The 24,723-nt window shown below is 72.5% G+C and carries 23 protein-coding genes; 10 read left to right on the top strand and 13 right to left on the bottom strand.

What is annotated here, in order from left to right; translation table 11 throughout:
* Both GA0070608_RS05675 and GA0070608_RS05670 read left to right on the top strand, forming a co-directional pair.
* The gene (locus GA0070608_RS05675) at positions 1-744 is read left to right on the top strand and encodes an SCO6745 family protein (RefSeq protein WP_091622882.1); all 744 of its coding nucleotides are present in this window, start codon (positions 1-3) and stop codon (positions 742-744) included.
* 68 nt (positions 745-812) lie between these two features.
* On the top strand, positions 813-1,775 hold the full coding sequence (locus GA0070608_RS05670; protein ID WP_091622877.1) for a GNAT family N-acetyltransferase: 963 nt from the start codon (positions 813-815) through the stop codon (positions 1,773-1,775).
* Between the two features lie 93 nt (positions 1,776-1,868).
* Here GA0070608_RS05670 and GA0070608_RS05665 read toward each other — a convergent pair whose 3' ends face one another.
* Positions 1,869-2,324 (bottom strand): gamma-glutamylcyclotransferase family protein, encoded by a 456-nt coding sequence (locus GA0070608_RS05665; RefSeq protein ID WP_091622873.1) that lies wholly within the window; start codon positions 2,322-2,324, stop codon positions 1,869-1,871.
* Between the two features lie 106 nt (positions 2,325-2,430).
* On the opposite strand from GA0070608_RS05665, the gene GA0070608_RS05660 reads away from it, so the two are divergent.
* Positions 2,431-3,834 (top strand): NAD(P)H-quinone dehydrogenase, encoded by a 1,404-nt coding sequence (locus GA0070608_RS05660; protein WP_091622869.1) that lies wholly within the window; start codon positions 2,431-2,433, stop codon positions 3,832-3,834.
* Here GA0070608_RS05660 and GA0070608_RS05655 read toward each other — a convergent pair.
* Positions 3,812-4,456 carry a DUF998 domain-containing protein gene (locus GA0070608_RS05655; RefSeq protein ID WP_091622866.1) on the bottom strand — a complete coding sequence of 215 codons (645 nt, stop codon included), beginning with the start codon at positions 4,454-4,456 and terminating at the stop codon, positions 3,812-3,814. The two genes, GA0070608_RS05660 and GA0070608_RS05655, sit on opposite strands and share 23 nt — an antisense overlap.
* A gap of 95 nt (positions 4,457-4,551) precedes the next feature.
* Positions 4,552-5,199, bottom strand: a complete 648-nt coding sequence (locus GA0070608_RS05650; protein ID WP_091622862.1) for a DedA family protein — start codon at positions 5,197-5,199, stop codon at positions 4,552-4,554.
* Between the two features lie 546 nt (positions 5,200-5,745).
* On the opposite strand from GA0070608_RS05650, the gene thrS reads away from it, so the two are divergent.
* A complete protein-coding gene (thrS, locus tag GA0070608_RS05645; protein WP_091622858.1) occupies positions 5,746-6,963 on the top strand; it encodes a threonine--tRNA ligase in 1,218 nt (405 codons plus the stop codon).
* Between the two features lie 53 nt (positions 6,964-7,016).
* Here thrS and GA0070608_RS05640 read toward each other — a convergent pair whose 3' ends face one another.
* From GA0070608_RS05640 to GA0070608_RS05625, 4 genes are all read right to left on the bottom strand, one after another.
* The gene (locus GA0070608_RS05640) at positions 7,017-9,059 is read right to left on the bottom strand and encodes an ABC transporter ATP-binding protein (RefSeq protein ID WP_091622855.1); all 2,043 of its coding nucleotides are present in this window, start codon (positions 9,057-9,059) and stop codon (positions 7,017-7,019) included.
* A 76-nt stretch (positions 9,060-9,135) separates the two neighbouring features.
* Positions 9,136-10,869 (bottom strand): ABC transporter ATP-binding protein, encoded by a 1,734-nt coding sequence (locus GA0070608_RS05635; RefSeq protein WP_091622844.1) that lies wholly within the window; start codon positions 10,867-10,869, stop codon positions 9,136-9,138.
* Positions 10,863-11,327, bottom strand: a complete 465-nt coding sequence (locus GA0070608_RS05630; RefSeq protein WP_091622841.1) for a MarR family winged helix-turn-helix transcriptional regulator — start codon at positions 11,325-11,327, stop codon at positions 10,863-10,865. The genes GA0070608_RS05635 and GA0070608_RS05630 overlap by 7 nt, the downstream gene beginning before the upstream one ends.
* A 25-nt stretch (positions 11,328-11,352) precedes the next feature.
* Positions 11,353-11,799: a DoxX family protein gene (locus tag GA0070608_RS05625; protein ID WP_091622836.1), complete on the bottom strand. Its 447-nt coding sequence runs from the start codon at positions 11,797-11,799 to the stop codon at positions 11,353-11,355.
* A gap of 86 nt (positions 11,800-11,885) precedes the next feature.
* Between GA0070608_RS05625 and GA0070608_RS05620 the strand changes: the two genes are divergently transcribed.
* Positions 11,886-12,455, top strand: coding sequence for a TetR/AcrR family transcriptional regulator (locus tag GA0070608_RS05620; protein WP_091622832.1), 570 nt, complete (start codon positions 11,886-11,888; stop codon positions 12,453-12,455).
* Between the two features lie 172 nt (positions 12,456-12,627).
* Here GA0070608_RS05620 and GA0070608_RS05615 read toward each other — a convergent pair whose 3' ends face one another.
* Together GA0070608_RS05615 and GA0070608_RS05610 are read right to left on the bottom strand one after the other, a co-directional pair.
* Positions 12,628-14,067 (bottom strand): GuaB1 family IMP dehydrogenase-related protein, encoded by a 1,440-nt coding sequence (locus GA0070608_RS05615; protein ID WP_091622828.1) that lies wholly within the window; start codon positions 14,065-14,067, stop codon positions 12,628-12,630.
* 86 nt (positions 14,068-14,153) lie between these two features.
* Positions 14,154-14,750, bottom strand: a complete 597-nt coding sequence (locus GA0070608_RS05610) for a LysE/ArgO family amino acid transporter (protein ID WP_091634383.1) — start codon at positions 14,748-14,750, stop codon at positions 14,154-14,156.
* A 96-nt stretch (positions 14,751-14,846) separates the two neighbouring features.
* Here GA0070608_RS05610 and GA0070608_RS05605 point away from each other — a divergent pair, with 96 nt between their 5' ends.
* On the top strand, positions 14,847-15,737 hold the full coding sequence (locus GA0070608_RS05605; RefSeq protein WP_091634379.1) for a LysR family transcriptional regulator ArgP: 891 nt from the start codon (positions 14,847-14,849) through the stop codon (positions 15,735-15,737).
* A 17-nt stretch (positions 15,738-15,754) separates the two neighbouring features.
* On the opposite strand, the gene GA0070608_RS05600 is transcribed toward GA0070608_RS05605, so the two are convergent.
* Positions 15,755-17,506, bottom strand: a complete 1,752-nt coding sequence (locus GA0070608_RS05600; protein ID WP_091622824.1) for an acetyl/propionyl/methylcrotonyl-CoA carboxylase subunit alpha — start codon at positions 17,504-17,506, stop codon at positions 15,755-15,757.
* 146 nt (positions 17,507-17,652) lie between these two features.
* Between GA0070608_RS05600 and GA0070608_RS05595 the strand changes: the two genes are divergently transcribed.
* The 4 genes from GA0070608_RS05595 (at position 17,653) to GA0070608_RS05580 (ending at position 21,537) form a co-directional block, all read left to right on the top strand.
* Positions 17,653-18,258, top strand: a complete 606-nt coding sequence (locus tag GA0070608_RS05595) for a PadR family transcriptional regulator (RefSeq protein ID WP_091622819.1) — start codon at positions 17,653-17,655, stop codon at positions 18,256-18,258.
* A 130-nt stretch (positions 18,259-18,388) separates the two neighbouring features.
* Positions 18,389-19,348, top strand: coding sequence for an ATP-binding cassette domain-containing protein (locus GA0070608_RS05590; RefSeq protein ID WP_091622815.1), 960 nt, complete (start codon positions 18,389-18,391; stop codon positions 19,346-19,348).
* A gap of 20 nt (positions 19,349-19,368) precedes the next feature.
* Positions 19,369-20,124: an ABC transporter permease gene (locus GA0070608_RS05585; RefSeq protein ID WP_091622810.1), complete on the top strand. Its 756-nt coding sequence runs from the start codon at positions 19,369-19,371 to the stop codon at positions 20,122-20,124.
* A gap of 111 nt (positions 20,125-20,235) precedes the next feature.
* On the top strand, positions 20,236-21,537 hold the full coding sequence (locus tag GA0070608_RS05580) for an MFS transporter (protein ID WP_091622806.1): 1,302 nt from the start codon (positions 20,236-20,238) through the stop codon (positions 21,535-21,537).
* A 117-nt stretch (positions 21,538-21,654) separates the two neighbouring features.
* Here the strand turns inward: GA0070608_RS05580 and GA0070608_RS05575 are convergent, their stop codons facing one another.
* From GA0070608_RS05575 to mycP, 3 genes are all read right to left on the bottom strand, one after another.
* Positions 21,655-22,308 (bottom strand): O-methyltransferase, encoded by a 654-nt coding sequence (locus GA0070608_RS05575; RefSeq protein ID WP_091622801.1) that lies wholly within the window; start codon positions 22,306-22,308, stop codon positions 21,655-21,657.
* Positions 22,309-22,317: 9 nt separating this feature from the next.
* Positions 22,318-22,962 carry a Maf family protein gene (locus GA0070608_RS05570; protein WP_411970811.1) on the bottom strand — a complete coding sequence of 215 codons (645 nt, stop codon included), beginning with the start codon at positions 22,960-22,962 and terminating at the stop codon, positions 22,318-22,320.
* 133 nt (positions 22,963-23,095) lie between these two features.
* The gene (gene mycP, locus GA0070608_RS05565) at positions 23,096-24,247 is read right to left on the bottom strand and encodes a type VII secretion-associated serine protease mycosin (protein ID WP_281186178.1); all 1,152 of its coding nucleotides are present in this window, start codon (positions 24,245-24,247) and stop codon (positions 23,096-23,098) included.
* Positions 24,248-24,723 lie beyond the last annotated feature (476 nt).

Here is a 24,723-nt window from a genome sequence, read left to right as displayed (position 1 = left end):
ATGACGCCGGAGCAGGTCGCCGCAGCCAGCAAGCCGGTCGTGCTGGAACTCGGCGATGTCTTCACCCGATGCCCGACCACCCTGCGCCGGGCCCGGCTGCTCGGCATCTCCGGCTGGGCGTTCTACGTCACCGGGCGGGCCGGCGCCCTGGGGGATGTCCGCGCCGAGACGGTCGCCGCCGCCCTCGGCTTCCTGGCCCCCGACGCGGTCGCCGACGGCTGGGACGCGGCCCGGCGGATCGTCCCGCCGGTCGAGGTGGCCGCCGCCACCCTCGCCGAGTGCTGCCGGTGGGGCGAGGACCAGCTGGACACCCTGGCCGGGGTGAGCCGACTCGCCGCACTGCTCGGCCGAGCAGTCGACGCCGCGGATGCCAGCGGCATGCCGCTCTTCGCTGCCTGGCGTTCCCTGCCGGTGCCGGTCCGGACGGCCGGCGCCCGGGCAGCCGTCGGCCTGCGCCTGCTCCGGGAGCACTTCGCCGGGGCGCACCTGATCGCGGTCCGGGCCAGCGGGATGACTCCGCTGGAGGCCGTGCTCGCCGGGCCGGACGGCGAGGCGGGCGCGGTGGCCTGCGGCTGGCCGCCGCCGTACCCGCCGGTCGAGCCACTGGTCCGGCGGCGGCTCTGGGCCGAGGCGGTGACCGATCGGCTGGCCTCGCCGGCGTTCGCGGCGCTCGGTCCGGCGGACGGCACCGAACTGGTGGAACTGCTCACCGCGACCAGGGCCCACCTGACCGACCCGAGCTGAGCGCTGCCCCGCCGCCCCCGCCGGAAAATCGGCGGCGGGTCGCCGGCCCGCCTGTCAGGATCGCCTCCGTGACTCTTCCTGCCGGCTGGCACGCCCGCCGACCCACCCCGGACGACGTTCCGGCGATCCTGGCGGTGGTACACGCCGCCGACACCTTCGCCATCGGCTATCCGGACTTCGACGCGGAGGACGTACGGGGCGCGCTGACCGCGCCGAACGTCGACCCGGACCGGGACTCCTGGGTGGTGACCGATCCCGACGGCACACTGGTGGCCTGGGCGATCCTGCAGAACGAGACCGGGACCGGGCGGGAGTTCGTCGACGTGTTCGTCGACCCGGACCGGGGCGCGTCGGTGCGGGCGCCGCTGCTGGCCCGGCAGCTGGACCGGGTGGCCGGGCGCGCCGCCGAGCGTGGCCTGTCGGCCATGACCGTGCGGTGTCCCGCATGTCCGCCCGAGCGCCGATGGGCGGCCGAGCTGACCGACGCGGGCTTCGGCTTCGTCAAGCGCTACCAGCTCATGCGCCGATCGCTGGCGGGGGTACCCGGTGAGCCGCCGGCACCGCCGCCCGGGGTGACGGTCCGTCCGCTGCGTCCCGGCGACGAGGCGGAGCTGCGCGACTTTCACCGGATCTACGACACCGCCTTCCGCGACACCCCCGACTACGAGCCGGTGGGCTACGACCGGTGGCGGGCCCGGATCAAATCCGACCCGGCCTGGGACGAGTGGTTTCTCGCCGAGGTGGACGGCCAGCCGGCGGGCGTCCTCCAGTCGTCCGACCAGGCGCTCGACCGCAACGAGGGCTGGGTCAGGGTCCTCGCCGTGCTGCCCGGCCAGCGTCGCCGTGGGGTGGGCGCGGCGCTGCTGAACCACGCGTTCGCCCGGTACGTGGAGAAGGGGCGGGAGTCCGTCGGCCTCGGGGTCGACCTGGCCAACCCGACCGCACCACTGTCGCTCTACCGCTCCGTGGGGCTGCGCGAGGTGCGCTGGGTCGACATGTACGAGTTGGTCGTGCCGGCCGCCGGTGTGTGACTGACGACGCCGGACGCGGGGCCGGATGGAGGCCCCACCCGGCGCCGGAGCAGACTGGGGGCCGTGGGATACGCGCTGGGCCGACGAGGGTCGCTAGGCCGACGCGGTGCCGGTGGGGCGGGACCGCAGCTCGGTGACGTAGTCGTCCGGCGCGCCCGCCTTCTCGGCGGCGTTCGCGATCTCCGAGAGATACCACGCCGTGGGCAGCCCGCCCTCGTACCCGTCGAAGACGTAGATCCACGCGGTCACGTCCCCGTCGAGGGTGGAGACGCGTACGTGCAGCTTGCGGTACGTGCCGGCGGTCACCCCCTCGAGCTCGTCGAGCTGGGCTGCGTCGTACGGGTGGATGTCGTAGATCGCCACGAAGACCCGGTCGCCGGGGGACTCGACGACCGTGCTGACCGCACCCTCCCAGCCGATCACGTCCTCGCCCGCGAAGGTGAGGCGCCAGCCTTCCAACCAGCCTGTGCCCACCATCGGCGAATGCGGACAGTAGGCGCGCATGCGGGCGGGATCGAGGTTTGAGCCGTAGGCGGCGTGATGACGCACGGCGATGACGATAGCCCGCCCGGCGGGTGGGGGAGAATACGACGGTGCGTGTCGGACGCGTTCGGGAGAAGAAAGTCACTGTGAGCACTGACGAAGGGCGAGCGCTGTGAGCCGGATCGTGATCATCGGCGGTGGACCGGCCGGTTACGAGGCGGCCCTGGTCGCCGCGCAGTTGGACGCTGATGTCACCGTCGTGGAGGCGGAGGGCGCCGGCGGTGCCTGCGTACTGTCCGACTGTGTACCGTCGAAGACCTTCATCGCCAGCTCCGAGGTGGTCACCGGCTATCGGGACACCGAGGAGTTCGGGGTGCACTCCGACGGGCTGGAGGCGGTCACGGTCGACGCCAGCACGGTGCACGAGCGGGTCAAGCGCCTCGCGCTCGCCCAGTCCGCCGACATCCACGCCAAGCTCGTCAAGGCCGGGGTGACCTTCGTGTCGGGCACCGCCCGGCTCGGCGAGGACACCCTCGGCCACACCCACCGGGTGCTCGTCACCCCGACCGACGGCGGTGCGGAGCAGTCCATCGCCGCGTCGACCGTCCTGGTTGCCACCGGCGCCACCCCACGCCAGCTGCCCACCGCCCTGCCGGACGGCGAGCGCATCCTGACCTGGCGCCAGGTGTACGACCTGCCGGAGTTGCCCGAGCACCTGATCGTGGTCGGCTCCGGCGTCACCGGCGCGGAGTTCGCCAGCGCCTACCTGGCGATGGGCGTGCAGGTGACGCTGGTGTCCAGCCGCGACCGGGTGATGCCGCACGAGGACGCCGACGCGGCCATGGCCATCGAGCGGGTCTTCCGCAACCGGGGCATGAGCATCCTGAACAACTCCCGGGCGGACGCGGTCCGGCGTACCGCCGACGGGGTGGAGGTCGAGCTCTCCGACGGCCGCAGGGTGGCCGGCTCGCACGCGCTGATCGCGGTCGGCTCCATCCCCAACACCGCCGACCTGGGCCTGGCCGAGTACGGCGTCGCGCTGGCCCGGGGCGGGCACGTCACCGTCGACCGGGTCTCCCGGACCAACGTGCCCGGCATCTACGCCGCCGGCGACTGCACCGGGGTGCTGCCGCTGGCCAGCGTCGCCGCCATGCAGGGCCGGATCGCGATGTGGCACGCGCTCGGCGAGGCGGTCCGGCCGCTGCGGCTGCGTACCGTCGCGGCGAACGTGTTCACCGACCCGGAACTGGCCACCGTCGGCGTCACCCAGGACGAGGTCGACGCGGGCAAGGTGCCGGCCCGGCAGGTCATGCTGACGCTGGACGGCAACGCCCGCGCCAAGATGGACGACCTCGCCGACGGCTTCGTCAAGCTCTTCTGCCGCCCGGCCAGCGGCCAGGTGATCGGCGGCGTGGTGGTGGCGCCGAAGGCGAGCGAGCTGATCCTGCCGATCACCCTGGCGGTGGAGAACAACCTCACGGTCAACGAGCTGGCCCAGACGATCACGATCTACCCGAGCCTCTCCGGCTCCATCACCGAGGCCGCCCGCCAGCTCATGCTGCACGAGCTGGAGTGACCCGGCGGAGCAGGGCGGCCGCGACGACGACGAGCATGGCGACCTCGGTGAGGATGAGCACCCGCTCGACCAGGCCGAGCAGCAGCCGGTCGCCGGGGTAGGCCGACCAGACCATCGCCGCAGCCAGGGCCACGCTGGCTGCGGCGAGACCGCGTACCGGGCGACCGGCGGCCCCGGGCAGCCGCCGGGCGAGCAGCCAGCCGGCGACCGGCAGCGCCAGGAAGGCGACCACCGAGGAGTACCGGTGGACGTAGGCGGCGGTGTCCATGGGCAGGCCGGGCTCGTTCGTCGGCACCACCGCGGCCAGCAGCAGCCCGCCGACCCAGGCGGCAAGAAGCGCCTCGGCCAGCAGTCCGGCCCGGGGGCGGCCGACGCCGGGCCGCCCGGCCCCGGGCAGCCGGCCTGCCCGCCGCAGGGCGGGCAGGAGCACGGCGCTGGCCGCCGCGAGCACCACCATGGCGACGTCGATCACGCCGCCCCGGTCGGAGACGGCGAAGTCGCTGACGGTCAGCGCCCAGGGGTTCAGGTCCTCGTTCACCTCGAGGTGGCCGATCACCGCGAGCAGCGCCGCGAGGGCTATCCCGCCGAGGGCCAGCAGTCCACTGTTCCGGGTTGCGCGCATGGCTCAGCCTGTCCCGGAAGGGACCCCAGGCGGATCCGGGCAGCCCACCGAGGCCGATCCCCGGGACCACCCCTAGGCGGTGACGGAGCGACCGGTCACTCCGCTGTGGGCGCGTCCGTCCTCGCCGTGACAACCGGCATCGCCGCCACCGCTTCGGCCGCCCGTCGGGCGCCGACGACGGTCATCGCCCAGCCCGCCGCCGCGAAGCCGGCCGCCGCGACACCGGCGATGAGCGCCAGCCGCCACGCCGATTCGGTGAGCGCCGTCCCGCCGAGGTGCCCGATCATGCCGCCGTACGTCGCCCAGCCCAGCGCCGCCAGGCCCTCGTAGAGCAGGAAGAGCCGGTACGGATATCGGCTACGGCCGGCGGAGAAGCAGGCCGCCATCCGGCCGCCCGGCACGAAGCGGCAGAGCAGGATCACGAGCGGCCCGGGCCGCCGCAGCCCCTGGGTGACCCGGTGGGCCATCTGCCGGGCCCGGCCCCGCTCGGTGTCGCGGGGTGCCCGGCGTTCCGGTGCGCCCCGGCCCAGCAGGTAGCAGGCGAGGTCACCGACGAAGACGCCCAGCGCGCCGACGGCGATGGTCACCGGCAGGTTCAGCCCGCCGTACACGGTGAGCGCGCCGCCGGTGATCATCACGACCTGGGTGGGGATCACCGGGACGAAGGCGTCCGCGACCAGCAGCGCGAGCAGCGCGAGGTACGCCCAGGTCGGCGATGCGACCTCAGTGAGTAGTTCGGGCACGACTGCCACCTCGCCGGACGGGGCTGATTGCGTGTAGCGAGCCTGACGGGTCTGCCGGCGTCACAGGGCATGACCCTGGCTCGTGGTGACCACCGACACGGCAGAGCCACCGGACACAACGAGCGGACCCGGCCGAAGGTGACGGTTCCGCGTACCGCCGAGGGTCGGCGGAACGCAGTGGCCCGGCGTACCGTTGTCGACGCGCGGCCCCACGACCGTCGGGTCCCCCGTTCCTGATGGTTTGGCCGCCGCGGGCCGCCGGCAGGTCCCGTGCCGGCGGCCCGCCCCCGTCCCGTACGGCGTGCCGACCCGTGGCCCCGCCCACGCCGTCCGGGTGCCGGGCCGCCCCGAAAAACCGGCTGCGGTCCCTCGACCGGGGACGTACCGTCGCCGTATGCGCAGTGCGGTATCCACCACGACGCCGGGAGACCCCGGCGCGCCGCACTGACCTGACCGTCGACGAGGCCCCGGGGCGATCCGCCCCGGGGCCTCGTCGCGTCCGGTGACCGGGTCGCCTCCGGGTCGTACCCGATCAAGGAGCGCGACATGATCGACCACCGCAGGCTCGGCCGGGAGCTGGAGCTGTTCGACTCCGACCCGCTGGCCGGCGCCGGGCTGCCGCTCTGGCTGCCGGCCGGCGCCGCCGCCCGGCACGCCGTCGAGGAGTACGTCCGCGAGCTGGAACGCCGGGCCGGCTACCGGCACGTGTTCACCCCCCCGCTGGGCAAACGGGAACTCTTCGAACTCTCCGGCCACCTCGGCTACTTCGCCGACGACATGTTCCCGCCGATGGCGCTCGGCGCCGACGACGAGTTCGTGCTGCGGCCGGCGCTCTGCCCGCACCACGCCCTGGTGTTCCGGGCCCGGGGGCGCTCCTACCGGGAGCTGCCGTTGCGGATCGCCGAGCTGGGCGGCATGTACCGGGCCGAGCGTTCGGGGGTGCTCGGCGGGCTGTCCCGGGTGCGGGCCATCTCGCTCAACGACGCGCACAACTTCTGCGCCCTGGAGCAGGTGGGCGAGGAGGTCGTCGAGATCCTCCGGCTGATCCGCGTGGCACACGCGGCACTCGGCGTACGGCCGGCCGGGTTCCGGCTGTCGCTGCGCGGGCCGGGGGAGAAGTACGTGGGGACCGACGACCAGTGGGCGCGGGCCGAGGAACTGCTCCGCGCCGCGCTCGACGGGGTGGCGTTCACCGAGGCACCGGGGGAGGCCGCGTTCTACGGGCCGAAGATCGACATCCAGGTACTGGACGCCGCCGGGCGGGAGTTCACCCTCTCCACCGTCCAGCTCGACTTCGACAAGCCGGAGCGGTTCGACCTGTCGTACACCGACGCGTCCGGGGGACGGCGTCGACCGGTGATGGTGCACCGGAGCCTCGTCGGCAGCATGGAGCGGCTCTTCGCGTACCTGATCGAGGTGCACGAGGGCGCCTTCCCGGCCTGGTACGCCCCGGTGCAGCTGGTGGTGCTGCCGGTCGGGGACGGCCAGGCCGACGCGGCGGCCCGGCTCGCCCGCGACGCACTGGCCGCGGGGCTGCGGGTGGCGGTCGACGAGGCCGGGTCGCTGGGCTCCCGGATCCGCGACGCGGCCCGCGCCCGGGTCCCGTACGCCGCCGTCATCGGCCCCCGCGAGGCGGCCGGGGGCGCGGTGGCGCTGCGGTTGCGCGGCGGTCGCGTCCTGGACCCGATGCCCGCCGCCGACGCCCTCCGGCTGATCGGGGCGGTGGTGGCCGACCGTAGCCCGGACCTGCTGCCGGCCCGCTGAGCCCCCGCCCGACCCCGGCGCCCGCCCGCCCGTCGCCACCGGCGGCCTTCCCGTCACCGGGTCGACCCCTCAAGTGGCGCGGGCTCGGGCTCGGGGTCGGGCCGGGGTTCGGAGTCGGGCTGGATGGCGGCGGTGAACTGCGACCGGTACAGGCGGTGGTACGCGCCCTGCGCGGCCAGCAGTTCGTCGTGTGTGCCCTGCTCCACGATCCGGCCGTCCTCCATCATCAGGATCAGGTCGGCGTCGCGGATGGTGGAGAGCCGGTGTGCGATGACGAAGCTCGTCCGGTCCGACCGCAGCGCGGCCATCGCCCGCTGGAGCAGCACCTCGGTGCGGGTGTCCACCGAGCTGGTCGCCTCGTCCAGGATCAGCAGCGACGGCTCGGCGAGGAAGGCCCGGGCGATCGTGATGAGCTGCTTCTCGCCGGCGCTGACGTTGCTGCCCTCCTCGTCGATCACCGTGTCGTAGCCGTCGGGGAGGCTGCGCACGAACCGGTCCACGAACGTGGCCCGGGCCGCGGCCACGATCTCCTCCTCGGTCGCCCCGGGCCGCCCGTACGCGATGTTGTCGCGGATGGTGCCGCCGAAGAGCCAGGTCTCCTGGAGGACCATGCCGATCCGGCCGCGCAGGTCGTCGCGGCTCATGGTGGTGACGTCCACCCCGTCGAGCGTGATCCGGCCGGCGTCCAGCTCGTAGAAGCGCATGACCAGGTTGACCAGGGTGGTCTTGCCGGCCCCGGTCGGCCCGACGATGGCCACCGTGTGCCCGGGCTCGGCGACCAGGGAGAGGTCCTCGATCAGCGGCCGGTCCGGGGTGTACCGGAAGGAGACGTGGGCGAACTCGACCCGGCCGTGCGGGTCGCGTACCCGGGCCGGGTCGGCCGGGTCGGGGCTCTGCTCGTCGGCGTCGAGTACGGCGAAGACCCGCTCGGCGGAGGCCACCCCGGACTGGAGCAGGTTCGCCATCGAGGCGACCTGGGTGAGCGGCTGGGTGAACTGCCGGGAGTACTGGATGAACGCCTGCACGTCGCCGAGACTCATCGAACCCGACGCCACCCGCAGGCCGCCGACCACGGCGATGGCGACGTAGCTGAGGTTCCCCACGAACATCATCGCCGGCATGATGATCCCGGAGATGAACTGGGCGCCGAAGCTCGCCCGGAACAGTTCGTCGTTCTTCGCGGTGAAGGCGGCCTCCACCTCGCGCTGCCGGCCGAAGACCTTGACCAGCTCGTGGCCGGTGAACGCCTCCTCGATATGGCCGTTCAGCTCGCCGGTGTGCGCCCACTGGGCGATGAACTGCCGCTGCGACCGCTTGGCGATGGCGGTGGTGACGACCACCGAGACCGGCACCGCGACCAGGGCCACCAGGGCGAGCAGCGGCGAGATCCAGAACATCATGGCCAGCACGCCGACCACGGTGAGCAGCGAGGTGAGCAGCTGACTCAGCGTCTGCTGGAGGCTGGTGGAGATGTTGTCGATGTCGTTGGTGACCCGGCTGAGCAGCTCGCCCCGGGGCTGCCGGTCGAAGTAGGGCAGCGGCAGCCGGTTGAGCTTGTCCTCCACCTCGGCGCGCAGCCGCAGCACGGTGCGCTGCACCACCCCGTTGAGCAGCCAGCCCTGCCACCACATCAGCAGGCTGGCCGCCACGTAGAGGCCGAGCGCCAGCAGCAGCACCCGCGCCAGCGCGGCGAAGTCGATGCCCACGCCGGGCACCACGTCCATCCGGGCGAGCATGTCGGCGAAACTGTCGTTGCCGGCCGCCCGCGCCGCGTCCACCGCCTGGTCGGCGGTGGTGCCCGCCGGCAGCTGCCGACCGATCACCCCCGTGAAGATCAGGTCGGTGGCCCAGCCGAGCACCTTCGGCCCGACCACGCTGAGCCCGACGCTGAGCACCGCCAGCGCGATCACGGCGACGAGTTGGAGGCGCTGCGGGCGCAGCCGGCCCAGCAGCCGACGGGCCGACGGCCCGAAGTTCATCGACCGTTCGGCGGGCATCCCGACGCCGCCGTGCGGACCGCCGCGCTGCCCGCCCGGCGGCAGCCGCTTCGGCGTCGGCGCGTCGGCGGCCGGCTTCTGCTGCGGTACGGCGCTCACGCGACCACCTCGCTTCGCTCGGCGGCGGCGCGAGGCGCCGTGCTGCTGTGCCTGATGGTTCGCACGCGTCGCTCGCTCACGCGGCCACCTCCGTCGTGTTCTGCGACGCCACGATCTCGGCGTACGTCGGGCAGGTGCGGAGTAGTTCGTCGTGTCTGCCGATCCCGACGACGCCGCCGTTCTCCAGCACGACGATCTGGTCGGCGCCGACGATGGTGGAGACCCGCTGCGCCACGATCACCACGGCGGCGTCCGCGGTGACCGGCCGCAGCGCCGTCCGCAGCCGCGCGTCGGTGCCGAGGTCGAGCGCGGAGAACGAGTCGTCGAAGAGGTAGATCTCCGGCTGCCGGACCAGCGCCCGCGCGATGGCCAGCCGTTGCCGCTGCCCGCCGGAGACGTTCGTGCCGCCCTGCGCGATCGGCGACTCCAGCCCTTCGGGCATCGCCTCCACGAAGTCCCGCGCCTGGGCGATCTCCAGCGCGTCCCAGAGTTCGGCGTCGGTCGCGTCCGGGTTGCCGTAGCGCAGGTTGCTCGCCACGGTTCCGGTGAACAGGTACGGCCGCTGCGGCACCAGCCCGATCCGGCGCCACAGCTCGTCCGGCGCCAGGTCCCGTACGTCCACGCCGTCGACCAGCACCATGCCGGCGGTCGCGTCGACCAGCCGGGGGACGAGCGACAGCAGAGTGGTCTTGCCCGCGCCGGTGCTGCCGATGATCGCCGTCGTCGTCCCCGGCGTCACCCGGAAAGACACGTTGCGCAGCACCGGTTCGGCCGCGCCCGGGTACTGGAACCCGACCTCGCGCAACTCCAACTCGCCGCTGGTCGTCACCTCGGTCACCGGGTGGGCGGCGGGCACCACGGAGGAGTCGGTGTCGAGCACCTCGACGATCCGTTCGGCGCAGACCGCCGCGCGCGGCACCATCATCAGCATGAAGGTGGCCATCATGACGGCCATCAGGATCTGCATCAGGTATTGCAGGAAGGCGGTGAGGGCGCCGACCTGGATCGCCCCGGCGTCCACCCGCTGGGCGCCGAACCAGAGCACGGCCACGCTGGAGACGTTGAGCACCAGCATCACCACCGGGAAGATCAACGCCATCAGGCGGCCGATGCGCAGGGCGGTCGCGGTGAGGTCGGCGTTCGCCGTGGCGAAGCGCTCCGTCTCGTACGGCTCCCGGACGAACGCCCGCACCACCCGGATGCCGGTGATCTGCTCGCGCAGCACCCGGTTGACCGTGTCGATGCGGGTCTGCATGAGCCGGAAGCCCGGCACCATCCGCCGGATGATCAGCCACAGGGCGACGGCCAGTAGGGGAACGCTGACCAGCATCAGCCAGGAGAGCCCGAGGTCCTCGCGCAGCGCCATCACCACGCCGCCGACGCTCATGATGGGCGCGGCGACGAGCATCGTGCAGCTCATCAGCACGAGCATCTGCACCTGCTGCACGTCGTTGGTGTTGCGGGTGATCAGCGAGGGCGCGCCGAACTTGGCGACCTCGCGGGCGGAGAAGCGGTTGACGTGCCCGAAGATCGACGACCGGACGTCCCGGCCGAAGGCCATCGCCGTCCGCGCGCCGAGGTAGACGGCCGCGATCGAGCAGACGATCTGGACCAGGCTGACCGCGAGCATCCATCCGCCGGTGCGCACGATGTAGTCGGTGTCGCCTCGGGCCACGCCCAGGTCGATGATGTCAGCGTTGAGGCTGGGCAGGTAGAGCGACGCCATCGTGCCGACGAACTGGAGCAGCACCACGGCGACCAGCGGCCGGTGGTAGGGGCGAAGGTGCGTACGCAGCAGCCGGGTCAGCATGCCGGACCGCCTTCCACGGTGCAGTGGTCGCCGCTGCCGATGACCTCGAGGAGGAACTCGCGGATCACCGCCTCCTTCGCCGGGTCGGCGTCGACCGAGGTGAGCGGGGCGCCGGAGCGGATCACGGCGGTCAACGCCTCGACCCGGGCCTGGCCGGCCGCCGTGATCGCGATCCGGACGCTGCGCCGGTCGGCCTGGTCGCGCTGCCGCTCGACGAGGCCGTCGCGGGCGAGGGTGTCGACGATGCCCGTCAGGGTCGCCGGCCGGACGAAACAGTGCTCGGCGACCGTGCGGTGCGGCAGCTCGCCGTGCTCCGCGAGGGTCATCAGGGTGACCATCCCGGCCTGGGTGAGGCCGTGCGACTCGGCGAGGTAGCGGTTCCACCGTTGTCCGGTGAGGTGCCCGGCGACCGCGAGCAGTCGCCCGATCGGCACATCCCGCAGCGTGGTCAGTTCCATGGGCAACAGGTTAGCTCCCTGAACATCAGGCCCCAAACGAAATAGCGAGCGCCACGGCGACGAACAGGGCCTGCTCCGCCGTACGTGGCCCGAGGGGCGTCGCCGGCCGGCCTCCGAAGGTCAACCCGCGTCGGGCCGCCGAGACGTTCGCCGGGAACATGGCCAGCATCAGCAGCGCCAGCCCGGCCGCGGCCCAGCGGGCGGTCGACGGCACGAGCAGCCCAACCGCGCCGACCAGTTCCAGCACGCCGGTGGCCGTGACCAGCAGCTCGGGCCGGGGCAGGGTGGGCGGCACCATCGCGATCATGTCCCTGCGGAGGGGTGGGGCGAAGTGCGCGGCGCCGGTCACCACGAACATCAGGGCCAGCCCCACCCGTAGCGCGGGATGCCAGCCGTCGAGTGCGCCCACGCCGGCCAGGCCGGCCAGTCGGGCGAGCACGGTGCCGGTCACGAGGGCGATGAGTGGAGCCATGGGGAGCCTCCTCAGTCATGAATCTTGTCGCCGACAAGATTGCCCTCCCGGTGGGCATCTTGTCAACAGCAAGATAGGCTGGCGGCATGACCGGAACGCGCGGCTACCACCACGGCGACCTGCGCCGAGCCCTGCTCGCTGAGGCGGTGCGGGTGATCGAGGAGTCTGGGCCGGCGGCGTTGAGCCTGCGCGACCTGGCCCGCCGGGCCGGCGTCTCGCACGCCGCCCCGGCGCACCACTTCGGCGACAAGGCCGGGCTGCTCACCGCGCTCGCCGCCGACGGGTTCGACCTGCTCGCCGAGGCGCTGACCGGCGCGGGCGACGACCTGCTGGACAGAGGCGTCGCGTACGTCGACTTCGCGGTCCGGCACCGCGCGCACTTCGAGGTGATGTTCCGCCCGGACCTCTACCGGCCCGACGCGGCGGAACTGGTGGCGGCCCGTGAGCGCGCCGGCGCCGCGTTGCACTCGGGGGTGGCCGCGCTGCCCGAGGGACGCCCGACGGCGGAGGATCCGCAGGGCGACGCGCTCGCGGCCTGGTCGATCGTGCACGGCTTCGCCACGCTCTGGCTGTCGGGCGCGCTGCCGGCCCGGGTCGGCGACGACCCCCGGGCCGCGGCCCGCGCGGTCGCCCACCGCCTCTTCCCGAAGACCTGAGGAACCCCTGGGAACCGGGGGCACGGTCATCGTCTGATCGTGGTGCCGCGGGAACGCCGCGGGCGGGTAGCGCCGTCACGTCGGTCCTGTCGAGCTGATGTCGTAGACGATTCAGCTCGACAGGGACCGCGTGAGAACCCCGCCCCCGGCACCGCCGTGCCAGGCCGTGCCGTCACCAACTCGTGGGCAGCGGCATCCCCTCGGTGTAGCCGGCCGCGCTCTGCACGCCGACCAGGGCCCGCTCGTGGAACTCCGCGAGGTCCCGCGCGCCCGCGTAGGTGAAGGCGCTCCGCACCCCCGCGATGATCTCGTCGATCAGGTCCTCCACGCCGGGGCGGGCCGGGTCCAGATACATCCTGGCCGAGGAGATGCCCTCCTCGAAGACCGCCTTGCGGGCCCGGTCGTACGCGCTGTCGTCGGCCGTCCGCGCGCTGACCGCCCGCGCCGAGGCCATGCCGAAGCTCTCCTTGTAGCGCCGGCCGTCCGCGTCGGTGTAGAGGTCGCCGGGGGACTCGTAGGTGCCGGCGAACCAGGAGCCGATCATCACGTTCGAGGCTCCGGCGGCCAGCGCCAGCGCCACGTCGCGCGGGTGGCGTACGCCGCCGTCGGCCCAGACGTGCCGGCCGAGCTGACGGGCCGCCGTGGCGCAGTCGAGCACGGCGGAGAACTGCGGCCGGCCCACCCCGGTCATCATCCGGGTGGTGCACATCGCACCCGGGCCGACGCCCACCTTGACGATGTCGGCGCCCGCCTCCACGAGGTCGCGTACGCCCTCGGCGGTCACCACGTTGCCGGCCGCGACCGGGACGCCCGGGTCCAGCGCGCGGACCGCCCGCAGCGCGGTGATCATCCGTTCCTGGTGGCCGTGCGCGGTGTCCACGACCAGCGTGTCCACCCCGGCCTCCAACAGCGCCGCCGCCTTGCCGGTCACGTCGCCGTTGATGCCCACGGCGGCGGCGATCCGCAGCCGGCCCCGGTCGTCGACCGCCGGCCGGTAGAGGGTCGCCCGCAGCGCGCCCTGCCGGGTCAGCACCCCGACCAGGCGCCCCTCGCCGTCGACCACCGGGGCGAGCCGGCGTCGGCCCGCCGAGAGCCGGTCGAAGCCGGTACGCGGGTCCGCGTCCGCCGGCACGGTGTGCAGCTCGGTGGACATCACGTGCCGGAGTTGGGCGAAGCGGTCCACGCTGACGGTGTCCGCCTCGGTCACCACACCCAGCGGCCGGCTCTCCTCGTCGATCACCACCACGGCACCGTGCGACCGCTTCGGCAGCAGGTGGATCGCGTCGCCGACGGTGTCGGTCGGGCCCAGCGTGATGGCCGTGTCGTGCACCAGGTGCCGCTGCTTGACCCAGGCGACGACGTTCGCCACCACCTCGATGGGGATGTCCTGCGGGATGACCGCGATCGCGCCGCGCCGGGCGACCGTCTCGGCCATCCGACGGCCGGACACGGCGGTCATGTTGGACACCACCAGCGGGATGGTGGTGCCCGTGCCGTCGCTGGCGGCCAGGTCGACATCGAGCCGTGAGCCCACCTCGGAGCGGGCGGGCGCCATGAAGACGTCGTTGTAGGTCAGGTCGTGCGCGGGGACCGCGCCGTGAAGAAACTGCACGTCGCCATCATTCCCGCCCGGCGGGGCCCGCGCCCGCGGTGGTAGCCGAAAACACCCCGGCCACGCCCGGGGGCCGGCACGCACAGTCAGCCGAGCAGCAGGGTCACCGCGACCACGGTCATCACGACGGCGACCGTGCCGTCGACGATCCGCCAGGCCGCCGGGCGGGCCAGCACGGGCGCCAGCCGGTGGGCGGCGACGCCGATGGCGGTGAACCAGACCACGCTGGCCAGCGCGGCGCCCGCGCCGAAGACCCAGTGGTGCGGGTGCTGGCGGGCCACCCCACCGACCAGGAGGACGGTGTCGAGGTACACGTGCGGGTTGAGGTAGGTGAACGCGAGGCAGGCCAACAGCGTCGCCCCGAGGGTGGCCGGCGGCCGGTCGGCGGGGGAGAGCGCGCCGGGCCGCAGCGCGCGGCGGGTGGCCAGCACGGCGTACCCGAGCAGGAACGCGGCGCCGAGCCAACGGACGGCGGTGATGGCGGCGGGGTGGTCCGCGGTGGCGGTGCCCATCCCGGCGATGCCGAGCGCGATGAGCAGCGCGTCGGAGGCGGCGCAGACGGCGACCACCGGCACGACGTGCTCCCGGCGCAGGCCCTGCCGCAGGACGAAAGCGTTCTGCGCTCCGATGGCGGCGATCAGCGCGATGGCGAGGGAGAAACCGGCAGCGGCGGAGCCGGCCACGGAGCTGCTGAGGATGTCGGGCACGAGCCGACGCTACGAGCCGTGAGCGATGCAGCCCAGCTGAAGATTCTCATGGCGGATAAGCTCAGCTTCATCATGCTGGACTCCACGCAGCTCCGGACGTTCGCCGCGGTGGTCCGCGAGGGCAGCTTCGAGGCGGCGGCGCAGTCCCTGCACGTCACCCCCTCGGCCGTCAGCCAGCGGATCAAGGCGTTGGAGCAGGCCGTCGGGCAGGTGCTCGTCCGCCGGTCGAAGCCGTGCCGGGCCACCGACGCGGGCCGTCCGCTGCTGCGGCTGGCCGGGCAGGTGGCCCTGCTGGAGCGGGAGGCACTGCACGCCGCCCGGCCGCCGGCGGTCGGCGGGCCCGCCCCCACCCGGGTGACGGTCGTCGCGAACGGGGACTCGCTCGGCACCTGGTTCGTCGGCGCACTGGCGCGGCTGCCCACCGAGCTGGCGCTGCTGTTCGACGTCCGCCGGGACGACGAGGAGCACACCGCGGAGCTGATCCGCGACGGTACGGCGATGGCGGCGGTGACCGCGCAGCGGGAGGCCGTCCAGGGCTGCCGGGTGGAGCGGCTGGGCGCGATGCGGTACGTCGCGCTGGCCCGGGCCGGGTTCGCCGCCCGGCACTTCCCCGACGGGCTGACCGAGGCCGCCCTCGGGTCGGCGCCGATGATGGCGTTCGACCGCAAGGACCAACTCCAGCACACGTTCGCCCGCACCGTGACCCGCCGCCGGATCGACCCGCCGATCCACTACGTGCCGTCCTTCGACGGCTTCAACGAGGCGGTACGGCTCGGGCTGGGCTGGGGCATGGTCCCGGAGCGGTTCGCCCGCGCCGACCTCGCCACCGGGCACTGCGTCGACCTCGGCGCCGGGCGCCACCTGGACCGCCCGTTGTACTGGCAGCACTGGCGGGTGGAGTCCGCCATCCTGGACGCGCTGACCGCCGCCGTCCGGGCGATGGCGGGCGCCGAGCTGCGCTGACTGTGATCGTGGCGGGGTCAGGCGATGGTGCAGATCGCCGCGCCGGCGGTGATGACGGCGCCGACCTCGGCCGCGAGGCCGCTGACCGTGCCCGCCTTGTGGGCGTGCAGCGGCTGCTCCATCTTCATCGCCTCCAGCACCACGACCAGGTCACCCTCGGCGACGGTGTCGCCGTCGGCTACCGCGATCTTGACGATGGTGCCCTGCATCGGGGACGTCAGCGCGTCGCCGCCGACCGCGACGCCAGCCTTGGCCCCGCCGCCCCGGCGGGCCGGCTTACGCGCGGCGGGCGCGGCTGCGGTCGTACCCCCGTTGAGGCCGGCGGGGAGGCTGACCTCCAGCCGCTTGCCGCCGACCTCGACCACGACGGTCTCGCGCCCGGCCGGCGCCTCGGCGGGGCCGGCGGCGGCGGTGAACGGCGGAACGGTGTTGTCGAACCCGGTCTCGATCCACCGGGTGTGCACGGTGAACGGCTCGGCGGTGAACGCCTCGTCCCGGACGACCAGCCGGTGGAACGGCAGCGCGGTGGCCATGCCCTCGACGACCATCTCGTCCAGGGCCCGACGGGCCCGCTCCAGTGCCTCGGTACGCGTCTCGCCGGTGACGATCACCTTGGCCAGCAGCGAGTCGAAGTTGCCGCCGATCACGTCGCCGGCGGAGATACCGGTGTCCACCCGGACGCCGGGGCCGGTGGGCAGCCGCAGCGCGGTGACCGTGCCGGGGGCGGGCAGGAAGTTGCGCCCCGGGTCCTCGCCGTTGATCCGGAACTCGATGGAGTGCCCGCGCGGCGTCGGGTCCTCGGTGAACCGCAGCTTCTCGCCGTCGGCGATCCGGAACTGCTCGCGGACCAGGTCGACGCCGGCGGTCTCCTCGGTGACCGGGTGCTCGACCTGGAGACGGGTGTTGACCTCCAGGAAGGAGATGGTGCCGTCCGCGCCGACCAGGTATTCCACCGTGCCGGCGCCGTGGTAGCCCGCCTCCCGGCAGATGGCCTTGGCACTGTCGTGGATCTGGGCCCGCTGTGCGTCGGTGAGGAACGGCGCGGGGGCCTCCTCGACCAGCTTCTGGTGCCGGCGCTGGAGCGAACAGTCCCGGGTGCCGACCACGATCACGTTGCCGTGCTGGTCGGCCAGCACCTGCGCCTCGACGTGGCGGGGCTGGTCGAGGTAGCGCTCGACGAAGCACTCGCCCCGGCCGAACGCGGCGACCGCCTCGCGGGTGGCCGACTCGAACAGGTGCGGGATCTCCTCCATGGTGCGGGCCACCTTGAGCCCGCGCCCGCCGCCACCGAAGGCGGCCTTGATGGCGACCGGCAGGCCGTGGTCGACGGCGAACGCCATCACCTCGTCGGGGCCGCCGACCGGGTCGGGGGTGCCGGGCACCAGCGGCGCGCCGGCGCGCTGGGCGATGTGCCGGGCGGTCACCTTGTCGCCGAGGTCCCGGATCGCCTGCGGGGTGGGGCCGATCCAGGCCAGCCCGGCGTCGATGACGGCCTGGGCGAAGTCGGCGTTCTCGGCGAGGAAGCCGTAGCCGGGGTGGACCGCGTCGGCCCCGGCCTTCGCGGCGACCTCCAGCAGCTTGTCGATGCGCAGGTACGTCTCGGTGGCGGTGTCCCCACCGAGCGCGTACGCCTCGTCGGCCAGCGTGGCGTGCAGGGCGTCCCGGTCGGAGTCCGCGTAGACGGCGACGCTGCCGAGGCCGGCGTCGCGACAGGCGCGGATGACGCGGACGGCGATCTCGCCGCGGTTGGCGATGAGTACCTTGCGCACCTTGCTGGCTCCTCCCGGAGGGTCACTGACCGGGAGTGTATCGGCCACCGTGGCAGCCCAAACGATCGCTCAGTGTGGGATGCCGCACTGTCCCCCGCGCTCTAGTCAAATTTGCTTATTACGCTCATCCGGTGTCTGCCACGCGAATGATGATCCTCGGCCTGGTGCGCTGGATGCAGCCGGTGCACGGCTACGACGTGCGCCGCGAGTTGCTCAGTCGGGGCGCCGACAGGTGGGCGAACGTGCAACCCGGTTCGATCTACCACGCCCTGCGCAAGCTGACCCAGGAAGGGCTGCTGCGCGAGGTGGCCACCGAGCAGGTGGGTGCCCGGCCGGCCCGCACCACGTACGAGGTGACGCCGAAGGGGGAGGACGAGTTCGAGTCGCTGCTGCGCGGGCTCTGGTGGCAGCTGCACGAGCCGCCGGATCCGTTCGCGGCGGCGTTCTCCTTCCTGCCCGCGATGCCGCCCGAGGAGGCGGCGGCTGCCCTGCGAAACCGGGCGAACCTGCTGCGCGCCGGTGTCGAGTGGATGCGTACGTCGTTGAGTTCAGGCTGGATGCGTGAGACGAAGCCGGTGCACGTGGAGTGGATGTTCGAGCTCTGGGCGGCCCGGTCCGAGGCGGAGATCTCCTGGTGCGAGCGGATCGCGGAACGGATCGAGTCGGGGGTGTCGTACCTGCCCGACGCGACGGCGCAGGGGCGGGATGGCGGGGAGGAGCGGCTGCCGTCCCGCCGATCGGAAGAAGAATAATCAACGTTGACCAGAAAAGTTATATCGCGTTAGCCTGCCCGGGGCGCCACGGGGGACCATGCCGTCCGGCGTCGTCTCCGAGGGACAGACAGGTGGCCGGTCGCACCGGCCCGGACGACCAGGAGCAGAGATGATCGAGACCAGAGGGTTGCGGAAGTCGTACCGCTCCCGAGAGGGTCGCCAGACGAAGACCGTCGACGCGGTGCGCGGCGTCGACCTGAACGTCGCCGAGGGGGAGATCTTCGGCTTCCTCGGCCCCAACGGCGCCGGCAAGACCACCACCCTGCGGATGCTGGCCACGCTCATCGAGCCGGACGGCGGCGAGGCCACCATCGCCGGAGCCGATTTGCGCCGGGACCCGGCCGAGGTGCGCCACCGCATCGGCTACGTCGCCCAGGGCGGCAGCACCTGGGACGAGTCCACCGCCCGGGAAGAGCTCGTCCTGCACGCCCGGATGTACGGCATCGGCAAGGCCGAGGCGCGCCGGCGGGCCGCCCGTGCCCTCGACGCCTTCCAGCTCACCGAGTACGCCGACCGCAAGTGCAAGACCTACTCCGGCGGCCAGCGTCGGCGGCTGGAGATCGCCCTCGGCATCATCCACGAGCCGAGGGTCGTCTTCCTGGACGAGCCGACGACCGGCCTCGACCCGCAGAGCCGGGCGCACATGTGGGACGAGATCCGGCGGCTACGCACCGACGGCATGACCGTTTTCATCACCACCCACTACCTGGAGGAAGCCGACGCGCTCTGCGACCGGATCGCGATCATGGATCACGGCGAGGTGGTCACGGAGGGCACCCCGACGGACCTGAAGCGCGAGATCTCCGGCGACGTCGTGCTGGTCGGGCTCGACGCCGGGGCCACCCCGCAGGCCGCGCAACTGCTCGACGGCGAGCCGTACGTCAACAAGCTGGAGACCGTCGACGAGGGCGGGCTGCGGCTCTACGTCGACGAGGGCGCGACCGCCATCCCACAGATCCTGCGCCGCGTCGACACCGCCGGCCTCGGGCTCAACTCCATCGAGCTGCACCGGCCCAGCCTCGACGACGTCTTCCTCACCAAGACCGGCCGCTCGCTGCGCGAGTCCTGATCCCAGACCGGAGAGATCTCATGAAACTCGCCCGTGACACCTGGCTGATCTTCCAGCGCCAGTTCCAGCTGCTGCTGCGCAACCCCGTCTGGGTCTTCGTCGGCGTCTTCCAGCCGGTGATGTACCTGCTGCTCTTCGCCCCGCTGCTCAAGCCGGCGCTGAACGCGTCCACCCAGGCGGAGGCCTACAAGATCTTCGTACCGGGCCTGCTGGTGCTGCTGGCCATCTTCGGTGGCCTGTTCCAGGGCTTCGGCCTGATCGCCGAGCTGCGCGCCGGCGTCATCGAACGGTCCCGGGTAACCCCCGTCAGCCGACTCGCCCTGCTGCTCGGCCGCTCGCTGCGCGACGTGGTGTCGCTCATCGTGCAGGCCGTCATCATCACCCTGCTCGCGCTCCTGTTCGACCTGCGCGTCTCCCTCGTCGACCTGCTGCTGGCGTATCTCATGCTCGCCCTGATCGCGCTGATGACCTCGGCCATCTCCTACGGCATCGCGCTCAAGGTCAAGAGCGAGGACGCGCTGGCCCCGCTGATGAACACCGTGGCCCAGCCGGTGCTGCTGCTCTCCGGCATCCTGCTGCCGCTGACCTTCGCCCCCGGCTGGCTCCAGGGCATCGCCGAGTGGAACCCGTTCTCCTGGGCGGTCGACGGCACCCGGGCCCTCTTCGCCGGCAACCTCGGCGACGACAAGGTCTGGCAGGGGCTGGGCATCATCGCGGTCCTCGCCGCCGCCGGTGTCTTCTGGGCCGCCCGGCAGTTCGCCCGCAGCGTCCGCTGAGCTGGAAGGAAGGGCACCTCGTATTAGGGGAACGGCCCCTTCCTGGCGTCTCGGGAGAGCTGCCTCTCACCAGGGGCGGGGCACCGGCCCGACGCTTGTAGCGTGAGGCCGGTGCCCCGCCTCACCCGTGACCGTCTCACCTGGCTGACCTACGCCCAACTCGGGCTGTGGGGCTTCTTCCTCTACGGCTTCGGGCCGGTCGTGCCGCTGCTCCGCGACGAACAGGGCACCTCGGCCGCCGTGGCCGGCCTGCACAGCACCGGCATCGCCGCCGGCGCGCTGGCCGGCGGGGCCCTCTTCGCGCCCCTGGCCCGCCGGTTCGGCCGTGGCCGGGTGATCTGGGCCGGGCTGGCCGGTGTGGCGGCCGGCGTCGCCGCCCTGGGCGGCGTCCGCGCCCTGCCCGCCACGATCACCGCCGTCGCGGTGATCGCCACCTTCGGCATGCTGGTGATCAGTGGCGTCTCCGTGGTACTCACCGACCGGCACGGCACCGGCGCTCCGGCGGCGCTGACCGAGGCCAACGCCGTCTGCGCCGGCGCCGGCATCCTCGCCCCGCTGGTCATCGGCGCCAGCGTGGACGCGGGGTGGGGCTGGCGGCCGGCGATGGCCGTCGAGGTCGGCCTGATCGCGCTGGTCGCGCTCGCCGCCCTGATCTTGCGCGTACGCCTTCCGCGGCCCGCCCCCGCTGCCGCGGCTCCCGGTGACCGGCCGGCCGGCGACCGGGCCGACGCCGGCCCGACTGCCGTTGTCGGCTCGGCTGTCGACACCGGCCCGGCTGTCGACGCCGACTGGCCTTCCGGTGCCCGCCGACCGGAGCGACGGCTGCCTCCGGCGTACTGGATCGCCTGGGCGCTGATGGCGGTCACCGGCTCGATCGAGGTCTGCCTGTCGCTCTGGACGGCCGACGTACTCCGCTCGCACGCCGGGATGACGGCCGGCGCCGCCTCGGCCGCCGTCGCGGCGATCGTCTGCGGCATGTTCGTGGGCCGCCTCGTCGGGGGCCGGTTCGCCCTGCGGTACCGTCCCGTGCCGCTGCTGCTGGCCGCGTTGGGCGTGTCGCTGGCCGGGTTCGCGCTCTTCTGGATCGCCCCGATCGGCTGGCTCGCCGTCACCGGCCTGGTCGTCCTGGGCCTCGGCAACGCCCTGCACTACCCGCTGGCGATCTCGATCGCGCTCGCCGTCGCCGGGCCGGCCGCGGACCGGGCGGCCGGCTGGGCGTCGTACTCGATGGGGGTCGGCTTCGGGATCGCGCCCGTCGCGCTCGGCTGGGTGGCCGACGGCGTCGGACCGCACCTGGCCTTCCTGCTGCTGCCGGGCTTCATCGCGGCGGCTGCGGTGCTCGCCGCCCGGCTGGGCCGAGCCCTGCGCCCGACCGCAACCCCCGCCCCCACCCCCGCGACGACAAACGCCTGACCGAGACCGACGGAAGCCGTGCCGACGGAAGCCGTGCCGGCCGGATCTTGGTACGAAACGGCCCCTGGAAGGGCAATTTCATACCAAGATCCGTAGGGCGAGCCCTGACCGGTGGCGTCAGAGCACCCGGGCCAGGGTCAGGCCGTCGGCGACCGGGAGCATCACCGCGTCCACCCGGACGTCGGCGAGCACCTCGTCGTTGAACGCGGCGATGGCCCGGTCGGCGGCGTTCTGCGGAGCGACCACCCGGCCATCGCGCAGCACGTTGTCGACCGCGATGACCCCGCCGGGGCGCATCCGGGGCACCAGTTCCGCCCAGTAGACCGGGTAACCGGTCTTGTCGGCGTCGATGAATGCGAAGTCCAGGTGACGCTCGTGGGGCAGCTCGCGTAGCGTGTCGCCGGCCGGGCCGATGCGCAGTTCGATCCGGTCGTCCACGCCGGCACGGGCCCAGTACCGCCGGGCGATGCCGGTGTACTCCTCCGAGATGTCGAAGCAGGTCAGCCGCCCGTCCTCGGGCAACCCCCGGGCGATCGCCAGCGACGACAGGCCGGTGAACGTGCCCACCTCGACGGCCTGCCGCACCCCGAGCAGCCGGGTGAGGAAGGTCAGGAATGCTGCCTGCTCCGGCGCGACCTGCATCTGCGCGTCGTCCGGCAGGACCGCGCGGGTCTCCTCGGTGAGGTCCCGCATGATCTCGTCCGGCGGCGCACCGTGCGCGACGAGGTACGCGTGCAGTTCCGACGTCAGCGAAATCGACTTGGTGGTCATGAACGGACGCTAGCCGAGCGGCTGGACCGTCTGGTTGCCGGGCGCGACCTTCGTCCACAAATCGGTGATCCGCAGGTCCAACTCGGCGAGGAGGCGGCGCAGCACCGGCAGGGAGAGCCCGATGACCGTGCTCGGGTCGCCCTCGATCCGCTCCACGAACGGCCCGCCCAGACCGTCGATCGTGAAGGCGCCCGCCACAGCCAGCGGCTCGCCCGTGCCCACGTACGCGGCGACCTCCTCATCGCTGACGTCGGCGAAGTGCACGACGGTGGAGGCGACCGCCTCGGCCCGCCGCCCCGCCTCGACGTCGATCAGGCAGTGCCCGCTGTGCAGTACGCCGCTGCGCCCACGCATCAGCTCCCAGCGCCGGGTGGCGTCCGCCGCGTCGTCCGGCTTGCCGAGGATCTCTCCGTCGAAGGCCAGCACCGAGTCGCACCCGATCACCAACGTCCGCTGGTCGTCGGCCGGCCGCAGCCGGGTGAGCACCGCCTGTGCCTTCAACCGGGCCAACTCCAGGCAGAGTTCCTCGGCCCGATCGGTGACCACGAGGGACTCGTCGACGCCGCTGACCAGCACGTCCGGGTCGATCCCGGCGGCCTGGAGAATCTTGCGTCGGGCGGGGCTCGCCGAGGCGAGCACGAGACGGGGCGGCATGGATTTCGGCACGTCGCCGACGTTACCGGCTGACCGTGACGAAGGTGTCTCCGGTGGCCTGCCCGGAACGACCGTCAAACGATCGGACCAGCGGAGCGCGTCTTGCACTCCCGCCTCCGTCGTCATCGACAGGTCAGCGACTGATGCGGGGTGGCGGGTCATTGCCATGGCGACGCCGACGGGCAATCAACGCCCACGCCCCGCAGGCTGCCACGATCACGCCGAGGGTGACCAGACCGCGGGCTGTCGTCCCACTCTCCCCATCGTCCGCCGGCTCCGCTGCCGTCGTCGTGGTCGAGGCGGTGTGGTCCGGGGCGCCCGCCGTCGCCGAACCAAAACCCAGCGGCGGTACGTCTGCCGTCAACGCCGCCACCAGGTCGATGACTCCGTAGCCGTACTCGTCGTCCCGTCCCGGAGGGCCCTTGTCGATCGCAGTGGCCGTAAGCCGATGCGCCACCTCGGAAGCAGGCAGGTACGGGTACTTGGACCGAATTAGCGCTGCCGCCCCAGCGACGATGGCCGCGGAATCCGATGTGCCCGTGCCCTTGCGATACTTGCCGTCGATGCTAGTGCTGAAGATATCGACTGCCGGAGCGACCACGTCGATCTCCGGTCCGGTGACTGACACTGAGGCTCGCTGGCCGAGCCGATCAACCCCACCTACGGCAATTGCGCCCGGATAGGAGGCAGGGTATCCGACGTGTTGGCTGAGTGGCTTATTGCCTGCTGCGGCGACGACAACAATATCCGCGCGAATTGCGGCCTCGATTGCCGTCTGTAAACGGCTGTCTGCTGCTCCTGCTGCTGAAATGCTGATTACATTGACATTTTGCGTGATTGCGTATTTGATCGCATCTGCCAAATGGTGAGTGGTGCCCCCTTGGTCGTTTATTTTTACCCGAATGGGAAGGATCCTCGCCTTTGGCGCGATGCCAAGAGCGCCTTGTTTGCCAGCACGCCCGTGGGCGGCGATTAGACCTGCCATGCCGGTTCCGTGGCTGTTTCGGTCTTGTCGGCCGTCGCCACTACCCCCAGCAACAATATCTGTGCCTCGGCGCAGATTGCGCGCAAGATCGGGATGTGGATGAACGCCGGTGTCTGGCACCGCAACCGTTACGCCTTCGCCTTGAGCGATCCTGTGCGCTTCGGCGATCCTGAGAAAAGTCAGGTGCCACTGGTCCCCCCGGATTCGGTCAACGCCCTGTGGACTTGCGGCGTTACGGTTAGACCAGGAATGCGAGGTAGTTGGTGGCAGGAGTGTTGCCGTAAGAGTGAACAGCGCCAAGGCTGCTTGAATGGTCCGAGTTCTCAACGGTTAAAGCCAATAGCCGGACCTGGGTCGATGGGGCCATCTTCGTCCGGGGCGCGGACTACCGGGCTTACGCCTCGGTCCACTTCCCATGGGTGGTCCGGATCCCAGCGTCGCGACTCCTCGTCACTGCCGTCGTACCGCCCTGCCTGGCCCGGCATCCCGCCTGCGCGGGCAGTGCCCATGCCGGGTGCTCCGCCCATTGGCGGTATGCCCTGCACCGTACTGAAGTTGCGGCCAGCCCCAGGGCGGGAGCCTGCGCCCCCGGTCGGAGCGGTGCCTGCGCCCCCGCCACCGATTACTCCACCAATCGGGTTAACCCGACGTTGCTGTGCGCCGCTGCTACTCGATGGTCCAAACCCCATTCCGGGGGTTCCGCCGATCAGACCACCTGGTGGCATGGGCCGGGGCGATCCCGGTGGCGTGGCAGGCGGGAGTCCACTACTGGCTCC

Origin of the sequence: Micromonospora peucetia (assembly GCF_900091625.1) — a bacterium.
Lineage (GTDB): Bacteria > Actinomycetota > Actinomycetes > Mycobacteriales > Micromonosporaceae > Micromonospora > Micromonospora peucetia.
Note: the sequence above shows the minus strand (reverse complement) of the source record. Positions and strands in the feature narration are given on the sequence as shown.